Raw genomic sequence first — 15,239 nt, 5'->3', positions numbered from 1 at the left:
TTATATACGGCGTAAACAACAAGGTCATGCCTCTAAGTAGGCATGACCTTTCTATATCTACACAAAAATGGGGTTGGGATAAGTTCTATTTATCATATGTTCTTATAATAATGATATCAAACATGTAAAAGTTTTTTAACACGTTAAAAATTTATGAAGCAAACCGAAAAACAGCTTTAATACTCCGATGTAATAATAGGGGTGCCGATCGTTACGGTTGTATCATTATTATTACCGTTTGAAGTTCGATAAGAAATGTGTAGATTCATAAATTTTTGATTTCCTAATGGAATTTTTGATTTCCAAATCTTATTATAAGCAGATACTGATATGAAGTTTTTTTCATACAAACCCTCTACTGTATTTGCAGAGAACCGATTTAATAACTTTGTTGCTTCCGTTTTTAGTGGTTCCTTAAGCTTTTTAACACCTTCAAATACAGAAAAGCGATTCATTTCCGACTCGTATTCCTTTGAAATGCGATTCCATTCATTTCTGTTCCAGCCTTTACCAAGTACAGCGTATGTGACACTCAAATTATATCTATTATTTTCTACAGGATAAAAGATAATCAATATTCTCTCACTGACATTCCCTGTAAAATTTTTCCTCATCCCTATCATTTTATAGTGCTTTCCTTGTGAAGGTTCGATCGACCATGTAAATCCTTTTTGTTCAGTTTTAATTTGCTCTATTTTTTTATTAATTTCAATTTTGCTTTTCGTTTGAACAATAGGTTTCTTTATTAACATAGACCAATTTTTTATTTCTATTTCCTGTTTTTTTACCCCTTCTATTATATCCAACAATTGATTTTCCTTAAAGAAACTAAAAGCATTTTTCTCATTCAATAAAAAAATACCAAATAAAAATACAATTAAAAATAAATTCCTTCTCTTCTTGTTTAACATCGTATTCACCCCATAATTAAAGGATTACCAGCTAGAGATGAAATTATACAAGTTTACTAGATTCACTAACATTAAAATCATTCCATATTTTTGTGCGAAATATTTAGGATTTAACAAAGGGATCGACTTCTTCTTCCATTTGTTATTAGAAGGTCATAAACGAGAAGAAGAAAATCGAAGTAAAAAACAATGATTATATATGTTTATTTAAAAGTGTGCAGGAATGATCTTATAGATTGCTGAAATTATAAACAAAATAATAAGTGAATTTTATTTACTACTTTGTGAAAAGTGGCGAGACAACTCACTGCTTTTTTTATTTGTTTATATATGTATATATTGTGAACCGTCTATACGAGGGGCTTTTCTTTTATTACAATAACGTTGAAGCTAAACCGCTAACTGTTTAGGAGTGAGAAACTGTGAACATAAATAGAATAGTACCTTATCTGCTCGTTTTATGCCTTTTATTAGCTACGGCATGTTCAAAAGATGAGCCTAAGAAGAGCAATGCTGAACATAGCAATCATAAATCTGAATCAAGCAGTCAAAAGTCAGATCATGGGGTCTCAGATATTAGAGAAGAAACAAAGAACATGGAGACGCTTCCCTCTTTTTTATCTGAAAAACCAGAAAACATGCAGATTATCTATAAAGCTGCTGCTATGCATAAAGAGTTATTAGAGAAGATGCCCTGTTATTGTGGCTGTGGTGAAGAAGCGGGTCATAAGAATAACTACGATTGTTTTATAAATGAAAATAAATCAGATGGTTCTCTGGTATGGGATGATCATGGGACAAAGTGCGGAGTATGTTTAGAAATTGCCGCAAAATCCGTACTTGATTACAGCAAAGGCAAATCCATAAAAGAAATTCGAGAAAAAATTGACTCAACGTATGAAAAGGGATATGCAAAACCAACACCCACTCCAGAAATTTAAAGAAACAGGTGATTTTATATGAAAAAATTTGTGTTAATGCTTTGCTTACTTACGTTTATGGTACCAACTCTCACAAGTGCTCATACAGGACTAAAATCATCAAGTCCTGCAGATGGCGATATAGTGAAAGAGGAACTAAAAGAGATAACCCTTCAATTCGAAACAAAGGTTGAGAACTTAAGTACGATGAAGGTCGTTAAGGATGATGGGGAAGAGATTGAACTTGATTCCGTTAAGATCAAAGAAAAGTCAATGAGTGGCATGTTGCCTCGTTCATTAGAAAATGGCTCATACAAGATCCAGTGGAAGATAATCGGAACGGACGGTCATCCTATTGACGGAGAAATCCCGTTCAACGTTCAAGTCGAACAAAAAGAAAAAGTAGATTCACCAGTGGAAAACGAAACAGAAACGGATTCTGATAAACAAAAAGATGAAGAAAAAGGGTTAACCAAAGAGAATACAAAAAAGGATGAGGGTCTTAGTCCGATATTCTTTATCATCATCGGCTTTGTGATTGGCACTATCGTCTTTTTCTTCAGAATCAAGAAGATGAAGTCATGACCGGTTTCATTCCGTTCGCTGAATTCTTAAACTATGTTTTCTTTTCGTTACTCGTTGGACATGTGATTTTACAGTACGTTCCAGAATCCAAACAGCCGAAGATCATAACTTCTAGAACACTATTGCTAATCATGCCACTAGGGGTTTTACTCTTTTCCTTCGGCCCGGTACTTTATGTCATCAATTATTTTGCAGAGGATTTTGGTTTTAGACATACCACTTACTTGGTTCTCACACAATTCAACGTTGGAAAAGGCTGGATTATCACAGCGATTGTTTCTGTAATGCTATGGGTGACCTTATTCTTAAAAGGTTCCAAACACTTGCAAGCATTTTGGCTGCTCCTATTGATAGGTTCTGTAGGATATGCGAGCCATGTTGCCTCACTATCTTTTTGGTCAGGCTTTTTCCTTCATACGGTACATTTCTTAAGTGTATGCGTTTGGGTAGGGATTCTACTTCAAGTAGCTTGGTTTTCAAAGGAAGCAAAAAACTGGGCGAAGTTCTTAAGATGGTTTAATCCGGTAGCCATAGGATGTGTGGTTATCCTTTTTATGAGTGGCATCTTTATCATGTTTAAAGTCGTGGAACCAAGCGAATATCTTAACTCCTGGGCTATTCCATATGGTCAGATGTTACTGCTTAAACATATCAGCATAATCCCCGTTCTCGTGTTTGCTGTCATCAACGGGATACTGGCTAAAAAAACAAAGGCTGATTGGTCCTTTCAACCCCTTTCTTGGATGAGGATCGAAAGCCTTATATTATTGATCGTATTTTTCTTTACAAGTAGACTAGGAACCTTGTCACCGCCTCATGAATCGGTGGAGACCGCTCCATGGATGCTGCACTTCCTTGGAAGTAAAATACCGTCTTCTTTCCAAATTCAATTAGAACCAACCATGTTAGGTGTTATTTTAGGTTTACTTTCTGTATTGTTCTTGCTATTGATATTAATCAGCTTTAGAAAAAATGCGAAACCAGTTTTAGCCTTGTCCTTTGGTCTAGCTTTTATCGTGACTTTATATTTTGGTTTTATGTTTAATATAACTTTGTAGTGTTTTCCTTCGGCTGAAAAGCCGGAGGATGTTTTTATTTATGTGTATTAATTTTTATTTCTTCACACTTTATACAAATTTAACTGCTATATTTTCAATAAGGGTTTGAAATAAATGAGCAATATGTATAAGGTAATATTTTATTTAGGAGTGATCGAAGTTTGGCCACATTAGTTTTAAAGAAAAAAAATATGATAACGAAGGGTTAAAAATGAAAAAAAATCGATTTATTTACAGGAGTCTGATTCTAGGTGTTTTTGTACTAGTAATTGGATACACGCTCTATATAAACCTTTTTAAGGAAAAAAATTCTCTCGTTCAGGTTGGAGATCAAGCGCCTAATTTTGTATTGAAAGACTTGAACGGAAAATCTGTGAAATTATCTGATTATCGTGGCAAAGGAGTTTTCTTGAATTTTTGGGGTACTTGGTGTAAACCTTGTGAGCGGGAGATGCCTTATATGGAACGACAATATCAAAAATATAAAGATCAGGGGGTTGAGATTCTAGCCGTTAACATAGCTGAGTCTAACGTGTCAGTCAAGAACTTCGTAGATAGATACCACTTGTCTTTCCCAATTCCTATGGATAAAGATAGAGAAGTAACTAAAGCTTTTGGGATTGGACCGATACCCACAACGGTTTTGATTGATAAGAACGGAAAAATTGTAAAAAAGACTACCGCTAGCTTAAGTGAAAAAGACATCATTTCCTTTATGAATCAAATCGTACCTAAAGAGAAGAAATAAGTGCATTTTACTAGCTAAATGAATAAGAGAAGAAATTAAAAAAAGCCTCCCACTAAATTTTCGTGGGAGGCTTCTTTTGCATAAGTTGTTCTAGGGATGGCTATAAGATAACATTCATCTTCCATCTTTAATAGAAAGATGTAATTCTTTTTAAAAACGTTAATAAAGTGTGGCGGTTCAATGTTTATTTTGTGAAGACTTTCCGTTGCTGCAAGTTTGGATGCAAAAGTTTCATGTTTGAAGACCTTATCCTTATCATTAATAAGGTTAAATTATATCAATTTGAGCACCGTATAGAATGTGTAAGTTTATTAAAAGTTAATAAGGAATAGTTAATAAATAAACCATTACTAATTGAAGTGGAGGTAAATGATATGTCAGAAATACGTAAAATGCCTCGAGAGGAAGGAATAGATCATTCATTAAGTTTCATTAGAGAGGGTTATAGATACATTTTAAATAGACGTCAAGGCTTTAATTCTAATGTTTTTGAGACACGATTACTTGGAAAAAAAGCAATATGCATGGTCGGGATGGAAGCTACTGAAATTTTTTATGACCCTGAGAAATTCAAAAGGAAAAGTGCAGCACCAAATCGAGCAGTTCAAACATTGTTTGGGAAAAATGGTGTTCAGGCATTGGATGGACAAGATCACAAACATCGGAAAGAAATGTTTATGTCCATTATGACTACCCAAGGAATCCGAAAACTAACAAACATTACAAAAATTCAATGGATGACAGCTCTAAATAAATGGGAACGGAAAGACAAAATTACCCTCTATGAAGAAGTGAAGGAAATTATGTGCAGAACGGCGTGTCAATGGGCGGGAGTTCCTATAGAAGATGCTGATGTTAAAAAAATGACAAAAGACTTAGCAGCGATGTTCGAGACTCCAGCCGCAATTGGCCTTAATCATTGGCTTGGTAGACATGCACGTAATAACGTGGAGAAGTGGATTGTCGAGTTAATTAATAAGGTGCGTAATGGGAAAATAAATCCTCCAGAAGATACTGCTTTACATGTATTTACCTGGCATAAAGATCTAGAAGGAAAGCTTCTGGATATCAACACCGCTGCTGTTGAAGTAATCAATATCTTGAGACCAATTGTCGCGAACGCTATATTTATCAATTTCATAGCGCTCGCATTGCATCATTATCCGGAAGAAAGGAAAAAACTTCAATCCTGCGATAAAAAATATTTTCATATGTTTATACAGGAAGTGCGCCGATTCTTTCCATTTTTTCCTTGTGTTGCGGCACTGGTGAAAACAGATTTTGTCTGGAAGGGCTATGAGTTTAAAAAAGATACCTTAACATTACTTGATCTTTATGGTACCAATCATGATCCAGAAGTATGGGAAAGCCCTGATTTATTCAATCCGATGCGCTTTGCCAGATGGGAAGGAAGCCCTTTTAGCTTCATTCCACAAGGTGGTGGTGATCAATTTATGGGTCATCGCTGTGCTGGAGAATGGGTCACAATTGAAGTTATGAAAGTAAGTCTTGATTATCTGGTTAATCAAATGAAATATGAAGTTCCAGATCAGGATTTAAGTTACAGCTTGGTGAGCATGCCGAGTATTCCAAAAAGCAAAGTAGTAATAAAAAATGTTAAACCAAAGCTGACTACTGACTCTTGAATGGGGTTTTAATGTAACCTAATTAATTTATTGGATAATGCCTGTTTTTGCTAATAAGTTAAAAACGGGCTTTCTTATGTGGGAATCAATCCGTTCTAAACCATTTATGTGTGTCCAATTAATAAAAAAAACCTTAACCATACTTATTACAAACAACAAAATGAAAATGTTTATGGTGAATTATATCTGAACTACTCAAACAAAAGATGGTGCAACCACGACAAACTACATCAAATTGAGATTAAAGGGTTTCAAAATGCTGGAGTTACTCTTGAATGTTGACACGTCCTCTTCAATTTACATATAATACATTCAAATGGATGTTTGAATGTTTGGGATGAGGTGGATAAAAGTTGAAAAGTCAAGACGTATGCGAAGTAACTTGTTTTGACGAGAAAAAAGTTGTTCGAGTTAAAGATGAAATCAATAAAAGAAATTCGCTAAACGTAGCAAGTATTTTCAAAGCTCTCTCAGATGAAACAAGACTTAAAATAGCTTATGCACTTACACTTGAAAAGGAGCTATGTGTTTGTGATGTTGCTAACATCGTAGGAAGTACAACTGCAACAGCATCCCATCATCTAAGACATCTTAGGAGTATGGGCTTAATGAAATACCGAAAAGAAGGAAAACTGGTTTTTTATTCTTTAGATGATGAGCATGTAGTACAACTGATTAAAATTACTTTTACACACCAGGAGGAGGTGGAACATCGTGGAAGAAGCTTTAACGAAGCAAGGTAACAAAACTGTATACCGTGTGTCTGGATTCACTTGAGCGGGCTGTGCGAAAAAGTTCGAAACGAACGTAAAACACCTGGATGGTGTTTCAGATGCAAGTGTTAATTTTGGAGCATTAAAACTGACTGTATATGGAGAAACCACTATTAAATCAATCGAAAAAGCAGGAGCATTTGAGAATATCAAAGTTGTTCCAGAGAACGAGGAGTTTGAAAAAAATAATGAAGCAATTTATAAACGGCATGCTTCCCTAATCGCTTCTAGCATTTTTCTGATCATGGGTTGGCTTGCAGCTGAGATGTATGGGGAGAAATCGATCACTTCCATAATTCCCTATGTCCTATCAATTGTAATCGGTGGCTATCGACTGTTTATCACAGGATTTAAGAATCTTCTCCATCTTGACTTTGATATGAGGACTCTGATGACAATCGCGATTATCGGTGCTTCATTTATTGGTGAATGGGGAGAAGGGGCGATGGTTGTCATCCTATTCGCTATCTCAGAAGCCTTAGAATCCTATTCGATGGATAAAGCAAGACAATCGATCCGATCCTTGATGGATATAGCACCTAAAGAAGCGCTGATCAAGCGTGGTAACCAAGAACAAATGGTAAAGGTTGATGACATTGAGGTAGGGGATGTCATGATCGTAAAACCAGGACAAAAAATTGCCATGGATGGACGTGTAATAAAGGGAATCTCTTCTGTCAATCAAGCGGCAATTACAGGAGAATCCATTCCAGTTACAAAAGAAAAGGATGATGAAGTCTTTGCAGGCACACTAAACGAGGAAGGGTTGTTAGAGGTTGAGGTCACCAAACATGTCGATGACACGACAATCTCAAAAATTATTCATCTGGTTGAAGAAGCTCAAGCAGAAAGAGCACCTTCTCAGGCTTTCGTGGATCGGTTTGCAAAATACTATACACCAGCAATCATCCTTGTTGCCTTTCTTGTCGCTGTTCTCCCTCCCCTATTTGATGGTGACTGGCAGAAGTGGATCTACCAGGGATTAGCTGTTCTCGTAGTTGGTTGCCCTTGTGCGTTAGTCATATCGACACCAGTTTCTATCGTAACGGCAATCGGAAACGCTGCTCGGAACGGTGTATTAATAAAAGGCGGTATCCATTTAGAGGAACTTGGGGCGATTAAAGCAATAGCATTTGATAAAACGGGTACGTTAACGAAGGGGATACCTGTTGTAACAGATCTTAAAATTGAAAGTGACACTAAAGAGATATTCTCTCTAGTAGCCGCCCTAGAAAGAGCGTCTCAACATCCCCTAGCATCGGCAATTGTAAAGAAAGCGGATGATTTAGATTGCTCTTACCAACAGATTGATATTGAAAACTTTCAATCTATAACGGGTAAGGGTATCCAAGGAACCATTAACGGTATAACATACTTCGCTGGAAGTCCAACTTGGAGCAAAGAGCGCATCTTATCAGGAATAGAATCATTCACTGCTCAAATCAGTGAATTGCAAAACCAAGGGAAAACTGTAATATTATTTGGAAACGAAAATGAAATCTTAGCACTAATCGCCGTTGCAGATGAAATAAGAGAATCCAGTCTTGGAGTCATAAAACAGTTGCATTCTCAAGGAATCCAAAAAACAATCATGTTGACCGGGGATAATAAAGGTACTGCAGAAGCTATCGGGAAACTAGTAGGTGTTACAGATATTCAGTCTGAACTACTACCACATGAGAAACTTGGAACTATTAAAGAACTTCGTAAATCCTATGAAAAAGTAGCGATGGTAGGAGATGGTGTGAACGATGCTCCCGCCCTTGCAGCAGCAAATGTGGGGATAGCAATGGGTGGAGCAGGGACCGACACGGCATTAGAAACTGCGGATATTGCTCTTATGGCAGACGATTTAAGAAAACTTCCATTCGCCATGAAACTCTCCCAAAAAACATTAACGATTATTAAACAAAACATCACATTTTCACTTGGCATCAAGCTGTTAGCGTTGCTTTTAGTCGTTCCAGGCTGGCTTACTCTCTGGATTGCGATTTTTGCAGATATGGGTGCGACCCTAATCGTGACATTAAATAGTTTGAGACTTTTAAGTATAAAAGACAAGAATTAAATTACAAAACGCTTGGAGTAGGTTTTCCAAGCGTTTTTTTACTATTTATATTGAGCCATTATTCGTTGTCCAGCTGCAATTGAATGTTTTGCTCTAGATTGGTTAAAATGGATTCAACTAGATGGGGTTGCTGTTTGTAAATGGAATGTAATTGTTGGTTTGCCCGTAACAATCGTAAAGAAATGTTATCGTGCCTCCATTCGTTTGGAATATTTGGAAACAGATTAAGTTCATCATGTAATAATTGAAGATTAGTAAGTTTAATAGTAGTCGTCTTACCATTTTCAAGTTTACTTAAATACGATTTAGAAACCCCTAACTTATATGCAAGTTCCATTAAAGTCACATTACTTTGATTTCTATAAACCCTCATTCTCTGGCCAAAATCCCGAAACATTATTAGATCCTCCGTTTCTTTAGGGAATTTATTTAATCCTTTATAAGTTTAGCCTTTTAGGTGATTGTAAAATTATACTATATTTGTAATAAAAGACTGCTAAATTCTTAGCAGCCTCTAATGTTTTGATTATTTTTTTAGTGGTATTAATCTTTATTGTTTTGCGTTTTTCTTTCATCCTCATCCATAAGTTCATTGGTAGATTTTTTAAACTCTCTCAGTGTCGCTCCTACTGCTTTACCTAGTTCGGGTAGTTTTTTCGGCCCGAAGACGATGAGAGCAGCAGCTCCTACTAATACCAAACTTCCTGGTCCTAACATCGCTATCCCTCCTTAATATTTTACGAAAAACGCCGTAAAGTACATGATGAGCATCCCAACTGAGAATGCAGCTAGGTTTAACCAAGAGACAGATGGTTCTCTGAACTTTTTATGGTCTTCGATGAGCATCTTAGTGATGACAAAGATAACTTGCAGGATCGCACCTGCTCCAATTCCTAAGAATAATGCTCCCCAGATCGGAGAGAAGACAAAGCCTCCGAACCAAGTGCCCAAGATGGCGGGTGCCCCTGCGATCAATCCTAGGAGTACGAAGTCCCTAAACCGTGGTTTGGTCTTTAACAATGGTGCAGCGATCCCGATGCCTTCTGTGATGTTATGCAATGTGAACCCGATGATTAAAAAGGTTCCGAGTGCGGCTTCACCTAAGGCGAAAGAAGAGCCGATGGCAAGACCTTCACCGAAGTTATGAAGTCCTATCCCTGTTGCCATGAGTAAAGCTAAAGCATAAGGAGAATACCCTTTAGATTCCTGTTTCTTATGCTGATACTGGTCAAAGCCGATCAGAAGGAGGAAGGTAAGAGCAGCTCCGATGATGACCACCATGTTTCCTTGGAAGACAGATGGTGCTTCAGCTCCAATCTCGAATCCATCTGCTAATGTTCCGACGAAAAGGAACAGCAATAAACCAACCGTTAATGCTAATATTGCATTGATCCATTTACGTTTAAAACGCTTCATGAACGGATACCACAACAAGCCTAGTGTGATGGGGACGATCCCGACATAAAATCCGATAAAGCCATATTTCAAAAAGTTTTCCAAAGTCGGCTTGGGTGTTAACGTTGCAGCTGGAATCTCACCTTCCGTGATGATGCCGTTCTCCGTAATCAGTTTTATAGCATGAGGATCACCTTCGACCCAAGGATAATTGATCATGACGGTACCTTCGTCAAATCGCTTTAGTGTCTGACTAGGAGAGACCGTAAAATCCCATACCGAATCATCCACCATTACCTGTGAAATCTTTAGGGTTTCTGGTCCTGTGTTGCTCACATCCACTTCGAATCCAGAAACCGTTACTTGTATTCTTTCGATGTTTAAGACTTCAATCGGTGCGGCTGGATCTTGTTCAACACCAGCCCCGTTTTTTAACACCCAAGCTAATACGCCAACTAATAAAATCAACGGAATAAGTCCTGCAATCCACCATTTTGCTTTCATCTTCACCCCTCCTTTTACTCGACCTCAAAGAATCCCATCCAACCTAGTTCAGCGAATTCACTGACATGAGCATGGAACATATATTTTCCTTTGTATGGGAAACGGACTTCAACAATCCCGCGTTCACCTTGACATTGCATGATCGTATCAGTGAACTGGGAAGGGTTGTCGTCTCTTCCAGTCGGATAATACGTAAAGTAATTGGCATGAAGATGAAACGAGTTCAACAAATCAAATTCCGTTAGATTGCTCAAATAAATACGGACAAGCTCATCCTTTTTTATCTTTATCGGATGATTCATAAACGCGAACGCATAACCGTTCACGGTGTAAAATTCGTTCTCTCCGTCTAAATCCAAGTCAAAACCGTTCATCACCATGTTCAGTTCTATTGCAGGTTTTCTCGGTTTCTTAGGATCGATGATAAAGTTTCCATAAAGTCCTTTATGAATATGTCGTGCCAAAGGGAGTACATGGCAATGATAGATCTGTAATCCATAAGGCTTCGCTTCAAATTCATACGTGAAAGATTGACCTGGATAGATCGGATCTAACCCATCCATCTCGGGAGGATGGATGCCATGGAAATGAATCGAGTGCGGGTGACTGCCTTTGTTAACAAAGTTGAAACGCAGCATGTCACCTTCTGTACAACGGAATGTTGGTCCAGGGATGGTTCCGTTGTACGTCCAGCCTGGAAACTTGATTCCCTTAGCGATCTCGATCTCTTTATCAACCGCAACGACTTCGTACGTTCTTAGTGTTTGCCCATTCGGCAGGGTGCTGACTTTTCCATAATCAAATTCAGTAAGCAATCTCTCAGCCATCTTATAGCCGTTTGTTTTGGATTTATCCGACATGTTCGCGTGATTAGCATGACTATTCTTTTTCTTGTGATTGTTGTGAGATGAGGCGTTAACCGTTCCTGTAAATGGAGCAACCTTGTTCAAAAAATAACTTCCTGCAAGTCCAATGGCTCCGACAGATCCCATTTTCAAAATATCACGACGAGAGACTTGTTCCTTTTCTTCCAGTTCCTTATCCATACTTGACCTCCTCTTAAAAAGTTTCCCTTATGCAACTTTTATGATTAATAACTACACTTTATGCCTAATACAAGTATCCTGTCAATTGTTTTTTTTTTGTAAGGTTATTTATTGTACATCCTATTTATAAAATTCTTATTTGGAATGAACAAAAAGCCAATAGAATATGGTGAAAGTGGGTGGGACAAAAAAAGAGGAGACAACGAGATGAATTCAATCATTATTGGGTTAGGGGTTTTTGTTTTTGTGTTTTTAGGCACGTTCCTTGGTGGTGGTAGTCTCCAACTTCTAAAAGATGTGGTATTCAAAAGGAGGAAATTAGTCTTATTGTTTTCAGGAGGAATCATCCTAAGTTTATTACTAAATGAAATCATCCCAGAAGCCATTGAATTATTTGAGACAAAGGGAATTATTCTTGGATTTATAGCTGGTGCACTTTTAATGAAAATTACTGATCAATTTTTCCATAAGGGGAACAAAAAATCCTTTATGTTCTTAGTAGTTGCTTTAATCCTCCATAACCTTCCCACTGGCGTAGGTGTAGGGTTGTTAATAAACGAGAGTTCAAACTCCATATTTTCTTCACCATTTTTACTTGCCATGTTTTTTCATCACATACCGGAAGGACTAGCACTTATGTCATCTGCTTTATATGGAAATGTTTCTTTCTATCTCTTTACATTAACTTGTTTGATTCTTGCGTTTTTCTTCGGTATTAGCGCATTAATTGGCAATGCGTTTTTATATCTTCAAAATATAAAAGTAAATACGCTTTTAATGGGTACATCGATAGGAACACTTAGTTTTGTAACCCTCCATGAGTTTTTAAGGAAAAGTAAAGATGTTACGATTTTTGAATGGCTTTTATACACTAGCTTTGGTTTTTTAATTCCATACTCGTTGCTTTTTATTCACTAAAACCACAAATGCTGAACTCTCCGGCTGCCATAAAAGGCAGTCCTTTTTATGGATAATTTTGGATTTGGTGATTTAATAGCAATCAATTGACAAAGTATGAATACATTCTTATTATGATACTAAAAGTTGCCTATGGGAAACAATTGGGACAGGGGGAAACACGGATGGACGAAGCTAAAGTAATAAAATTATACGATGCCAAGATCGGAAGCTTCATCCGGATCACTTCAATTGATTTAGAAGGTGTGATGAGAAGACGTTTACTGGATCTAGGTTTTGTTCGAGGGGCAGTTGTTGAAGTGATAAGAAGAAGTCCTTTAGGGGATCCGATGGCATTCCGTGTAAGCCAAACTACCATTGCTTTACGAAAAGAAGAAAGCCAGAGGATAGAAGGGGAGTTGGTCTAACATGAAAAACTCTTATACTGTTGCGTTAGCAGGCAACCCAAACACAGGAAAAAGCACGCTGTTCAATGCGTTAACAGGTTTAAAACAACATACCGGTAATTGGGCTGGTAAGACTGTTTCACTCGCAGAAGGTAAAGTTGAACATAAAGGCAAAACGGTAAGAATAATTGATCTGCCAGGTACGTATTCCTTATTCTCAAATTCAACCGATGAAGAAGTCGCAAGGAATTATATCGTTTTTGAAAAGCCAGATGTAACACTGGTCGTTTTAGATGCTACATCATTAGAGCGCAACTTTAATTTAGCCTTACAAGTTTTAGAGATGACAACGAATGTGATCATTTGTATCAATTTAATTGATGAAGCAGATAAACAAGGCATATCTATAAATGAAAAAGCGTTAACAAGGAAACTCGGTGTACCTGTTATAAAAATATCTGCGAGAAATAAAACAGGTTTTACCCTTTTATTAGATACGATTGATAGAATCCATACGGGAAAGATCGTGTGTACTCCTGAAATTATTTTTTATGATGAAGAGATCGAAAGAAAGATTCGCCAGATCGAACCGCTCGTACGGGAGTATCTTGAAGATAGTATTTCGTCAAGATGGGTAGCTTTACGCTTGCTTGACGGAGATGATTCATTATTTCAGCAGATGGAAAAACGCTTATTGGTCAAGGGGGGATAATCATGCAAAATGGATTCCAACAGAAAACTTCAGTAAGTTTGGGAAACTTATATGCGTATGCTCAAGAAATCTCTGATGATCATATGCGGGATAAGATCGTTCAAAATCTGTATAAAAAGAGTCAACAATTATGCGAATCTAGTGTCATTCATAAAAATAAGAAGAATGATAAAAGAACAGAAAAACTAGATGCCATCTTTACTTCCCCGATATTTGGATTCCCGATTATGATTATAATGCTTGGAATCGTGTTTTATCTAACTATCGCAGGGGCTAACATACCGTCATCGATGCTTGCTACTTTCTTTGGCTGGCTAGAAAATCATCTAACTGCCTTTTTTATGTATATGAATTCTCCTGATTGGCTTCATGGTATATTGGTACTTGGGTTATACCGGGGGACTACATGGGTGATAAGTGTAATGCTTCCTCCTATGGCTATTTTCTTTCCTACTTTTGCCTTGCTTGAAAACTATGGTTATCTACCACGTGTTGCCTTCAATATGGATCGAATTTTCAAGAGTGTAGGGGCACATGGAAAACAGTCTTTAACAATGGCGATGGGGTTCGGTTGTAATGCTGCAGCGATGTTATCGTCTCGAATCATTGAATCTCCAAGAGAAAGGATGCTTGCCATCCTTACGAACAACTTCGTTCCTTGCAACGGTCGTTGGGGTACCCTGATTGTTCTTGCATCACTTTTTATGGCAGCAGGATATACAGGTGGTCTTAAATCACTCGTGACGACTTCTGTTATCGTTGGAATTGTAATGGTTGGTGTAATTGTAACCTTTATTGTTTCTTGGGTTCTTTCCAAAACAGCTCTAAAAGGAGTGCCTACGCATTATACTCTAGAATTGCCGCCATATAGAAGACCGAAATTCTTTGACACAGTCATAAGATCATCATTGACAAAATCTTTATCAGTTCTTAGCCGTGCAATTAAAGTTGCTGCGCCAGCTGCAATTTTAACATGGGTCATTGCTAACATTTATGTTGGGGATACAAGTATCTTGATGTATATCGTAAACTTCTTAGATCCTTTCGGTAAGATGCTAGGGTTAGACGGCTTCATACTCATGGCTTTTCTGATTGGATTGCCCGCCAACGAGATCGTTTTGCCAATCTTATTAATGGGCTATCTTTCCACCGGGTCATTAACAGAAGTCGATAACCTGGTAGATTTGAAGCAAATCTTTGTAGAGCACGGATGGACGTGGCTTACTGCATTGAATATGATGCTATTTTCATTGTTGCATTTTCCATGCGGGACAACACTCGTGAACATATACAAAGAAACCAAGAGTAAAAAATGGACGTTTTTAGCTTTTCTGATACCAACTGTTATTGCAATTACGGTTACATTCACCATTGCTCAAACAGTTTATTTTCTTCGTTAATTCAAAAGCCCTTTATTGGGCTTTTTTTAATGTGAAAAAATGATCGATAGACACAAAGGATTAAGTTTATTTACAATTGTTTATTCTAATTATGTATTAACTTTTTCTCTTTGTATGATTGCACGCTGAGCGGATATTGTGCATAATATACATGAGCACATATTCATAT

General features: G+C 37.3%; 16 protein-coding genes. 11 read left to right on the top strand and 5 right to left on the bottom strand.

Annotation, left to right across the window (positions count from 1 at the left end):
• Window positions 1-176: 176 nt before the first annotated feature.
• The gene (locus tag ACNJYY_RS17385) at window positions 177-911 is read right to left on the bottom strand and encodes a YwmB family TATA-box binding protein (RefSeq protein WP_416729420.1); all 735 of its coding nucleotides are present in this window, start codon (window positions 909-911) and stop codon (window positions 177-179) included.
• A gap of 422 nt (window positions 912-1,333) precedes the next feature.
• Here ACNJYY_RS17385 and ACNJYY_RS17380 point away from each other — a divergent pair, with 422 nt between their 5' ends.
• From ACNJYY_RS17380 to ACNJYY_RS17350, 7 genes are all read left to right on the top strand, one after another.
• Window positions 1,334-1,852, top strand: coding sequence for a PCYCGC motif-containing (lipo)protein (locus ACNJYY_RS17380; RefSeq protein ID WP_312035280.1), 519 nt, complete (start codon window positions 1,334-1,336; stop codon window positions 1,850-1,852).
• Between the two features lie 18 nt (window positions 1,853-1,870).
• Window positions 1,871-2,416: a copper resistance CopC family protein gene (locus ACNJYY_RS17375; protein WP_197129676.1), complete on the top strand. Its 546-nt coding sequence runs from the start codon at window positions 1,871-1,873 to the stop codon at window positions 2,414-2,416.
• Window positions 2,413-3,474, top strand: coding sequence for a copper resistance D family protein (locus tag ACNJYY_RS17370; RefSeq protein WP_197129680.1), 1,062 nt, complete (start codon window positions 2,413-2,415; stop codon window positions 3,472-3,474). Before ACNJYY_RS17375 ends, ACNJYY_RS17370 begins: the two co-directional genes overlap by 4 nt.
• Before the next feature lie 211 nt (window positions 3,475-3,685).
• Complete coding sequence (gene resA / locus ACNJYY_RS17365; RefSeq protein ID WP_197129684.1) at window positions 3,686-4,222, top strand: thiol-disulfide oxidoreductase ResA; 537 nt, start codon at window positions 3,686-3,688, stop codon at window positions 4,220-4,222.
• Between the two features lie 374 nt (window positions 4,223-4,596).
• Entirely contained in the window at window positions 4,597-5,868 is a 1,272-nt protein-coding gene (locus ACNJYY_RS17360) for a cytochrome P450 (RefSeq protein ID WP_416729419.1), read from the top strand.
• A 353-nt stretch (window positions 5,869-6,221) separates the two neighbouring features.
• Entirely contained in the window at window positions 6,222-6,611 is a 390-nt protein-coding gene (locus ACNJYY_RS17355) for an ArsR/SmtB family transcription factor (RefSeq protein ID WP_197129690.1), read from the top strand.
• On the top strand, window positions 6,583-8,709 hold the full coding sequence (locus tag ACNJYY_RS17350; RefSeq protein ID WP_312035281.1) for a heavy metal translocating P-type ATPase: 2,127 nt from the start codon (window positions 6,583-6,585) through the stop codon (window positions 8,707-8,709). Before ACNJYY_RS17355 ends, ACNJYY_RS17350 begins: the two co-directional genes overlap by 29 nt.
• Before the next feature lie 58 nt (window positions 8,710-8,767).
• On the opposite strand, the gene ACNJYY_RS17345 is transcribed toward ACNJYY_RS17350, so the two are convergent.
• The 4 genes from ACNJYY_RS17345 to ACNJYY_RS17330 all read right to left on the bottom strand — a co-directional run bounded on the left by ACNJYY_RS17345 (window position 8,768) and on the right by ACNJYY_RS17330 (window position 11,654).
• Window positions 8,768-9,106 carry a helix-turn-helix domain-containing protein gene (locus ACNJYY_RS17345; RefSeq protein WP_197129693.1) on the bottom strand — a complete coding sequence of 113 codons (339 nt, stop codon included), beginning with the start codon at window positions 9,104-9,106 and terminating at the stop codon, window positions 8,768-8,770.
• 146 nt (window positions 9,107-9,252) lie between these two features.
• On the bottom strand, window positions 9,253-9,426 hold the full coding sequence (locus ACNJYY_RS17340; protein ID WP_197129696.1) for a twin-arginine translocase TatA/TatE family subunit: 174 nt from the start codon (window positions 9,424-9,426) through the stop codon (window positions 9,253-9,255).
• A 12-nt stretch (window positions 9,427-9,438) separates the two neighbouring features.
• Complete coding sequence (locus tag ACNJYY_RS17335; RefSeq protein WP_416729418.1) at window positions 9,439-10,608, bottom strand: ZIP family metal transporter; 1,170 nt, start codon at window positions 10,606-10,608, stop codon at window positions 9,439-9,441.
• 14 nt (window positions 10,609-10,622) lie between these two features.
• On the bottom strand, window positions 10,623-11,654 hold the full coding sequence (locus ACNJYY_RS17330) for a multicopper oxidase domain-containing protein (RefSeq protein ID WP_370568612.1): 1,032 nt from the start codon (window positions 11,652-11,654) through the stop codon (window positions 10,623-10,625).
• A 207-nt stretch (window positions 11,655-11,861) separates the two neighbouring features.
• On the opposite strand from ACNJYY_RS17330, the gene ACNJYY_RS17325 reads away from it, so the two are divergent.
• The 4 genes from ACNJYY_RS17325 (at window position 11,862) to ACNJYY_RS17310 (ending at window position 15,070) form a co-directional block, all read left to right on the top strand.
• Window positions 11,862-12,572, top strand: coding sequence for a ZIP family metal transporter (locus ACNJYY_RS17325; protein ID WP_197129702.1), 711 nt, complete (start codon window positions 11,862-11,864; stop codon window positions 12,570-12,572).
• Window positions 12,573-12,736: 164 nt separating this feature from the next.
• Window positions 12,737-12,979, top strand: a complete 243-nt coding sequence (locus tag ACNJYY_RS17320) for a FeoA family protein (RefSeq protein WP_197129705.1) — start codon at window positions 12,737-12,739, stop codon at window positions 12,977-12,979.
• Between the two features lies 1 nt (window position 12,980).
• Window positions 12,981-13,670, top strand: coding sequence for a FeoB small GTPase domain-containing protein (locus tag ACNJYY_RS17315; RefSeq protein ID WP_197129709.1), 690 nt, complete (start codon window positions 12,981-12,983; stop codon window positions 13,668-13,670).
• 2 nt (window positions 13,671-13,672) lie between these two features.
• A complete protein-coding gene (locus ACNJYY_RS17310; RefSeq protein ID WP_197129711.1) occupies window positions 13,673-15,070 on the top strand; it encodes a ferrous iron transporter B in 1,398 nt (465 codons plus the stop codon).
• Window positions 15,071-15,239: the final 169 nt, after the last annotated feature.

The organism is Fictibacillus tiangongensis (assembly GCF_048083785.1).
Lineage (GTDB): Bacteria > Bacillota > Bacilli > Bacillales > Fictibacillaceae > Fictibacillus.
Note: the sequence above shows the minus strand (reverse complement) of the source record. Positions and strands in the feature narration are given on the sequence as shown.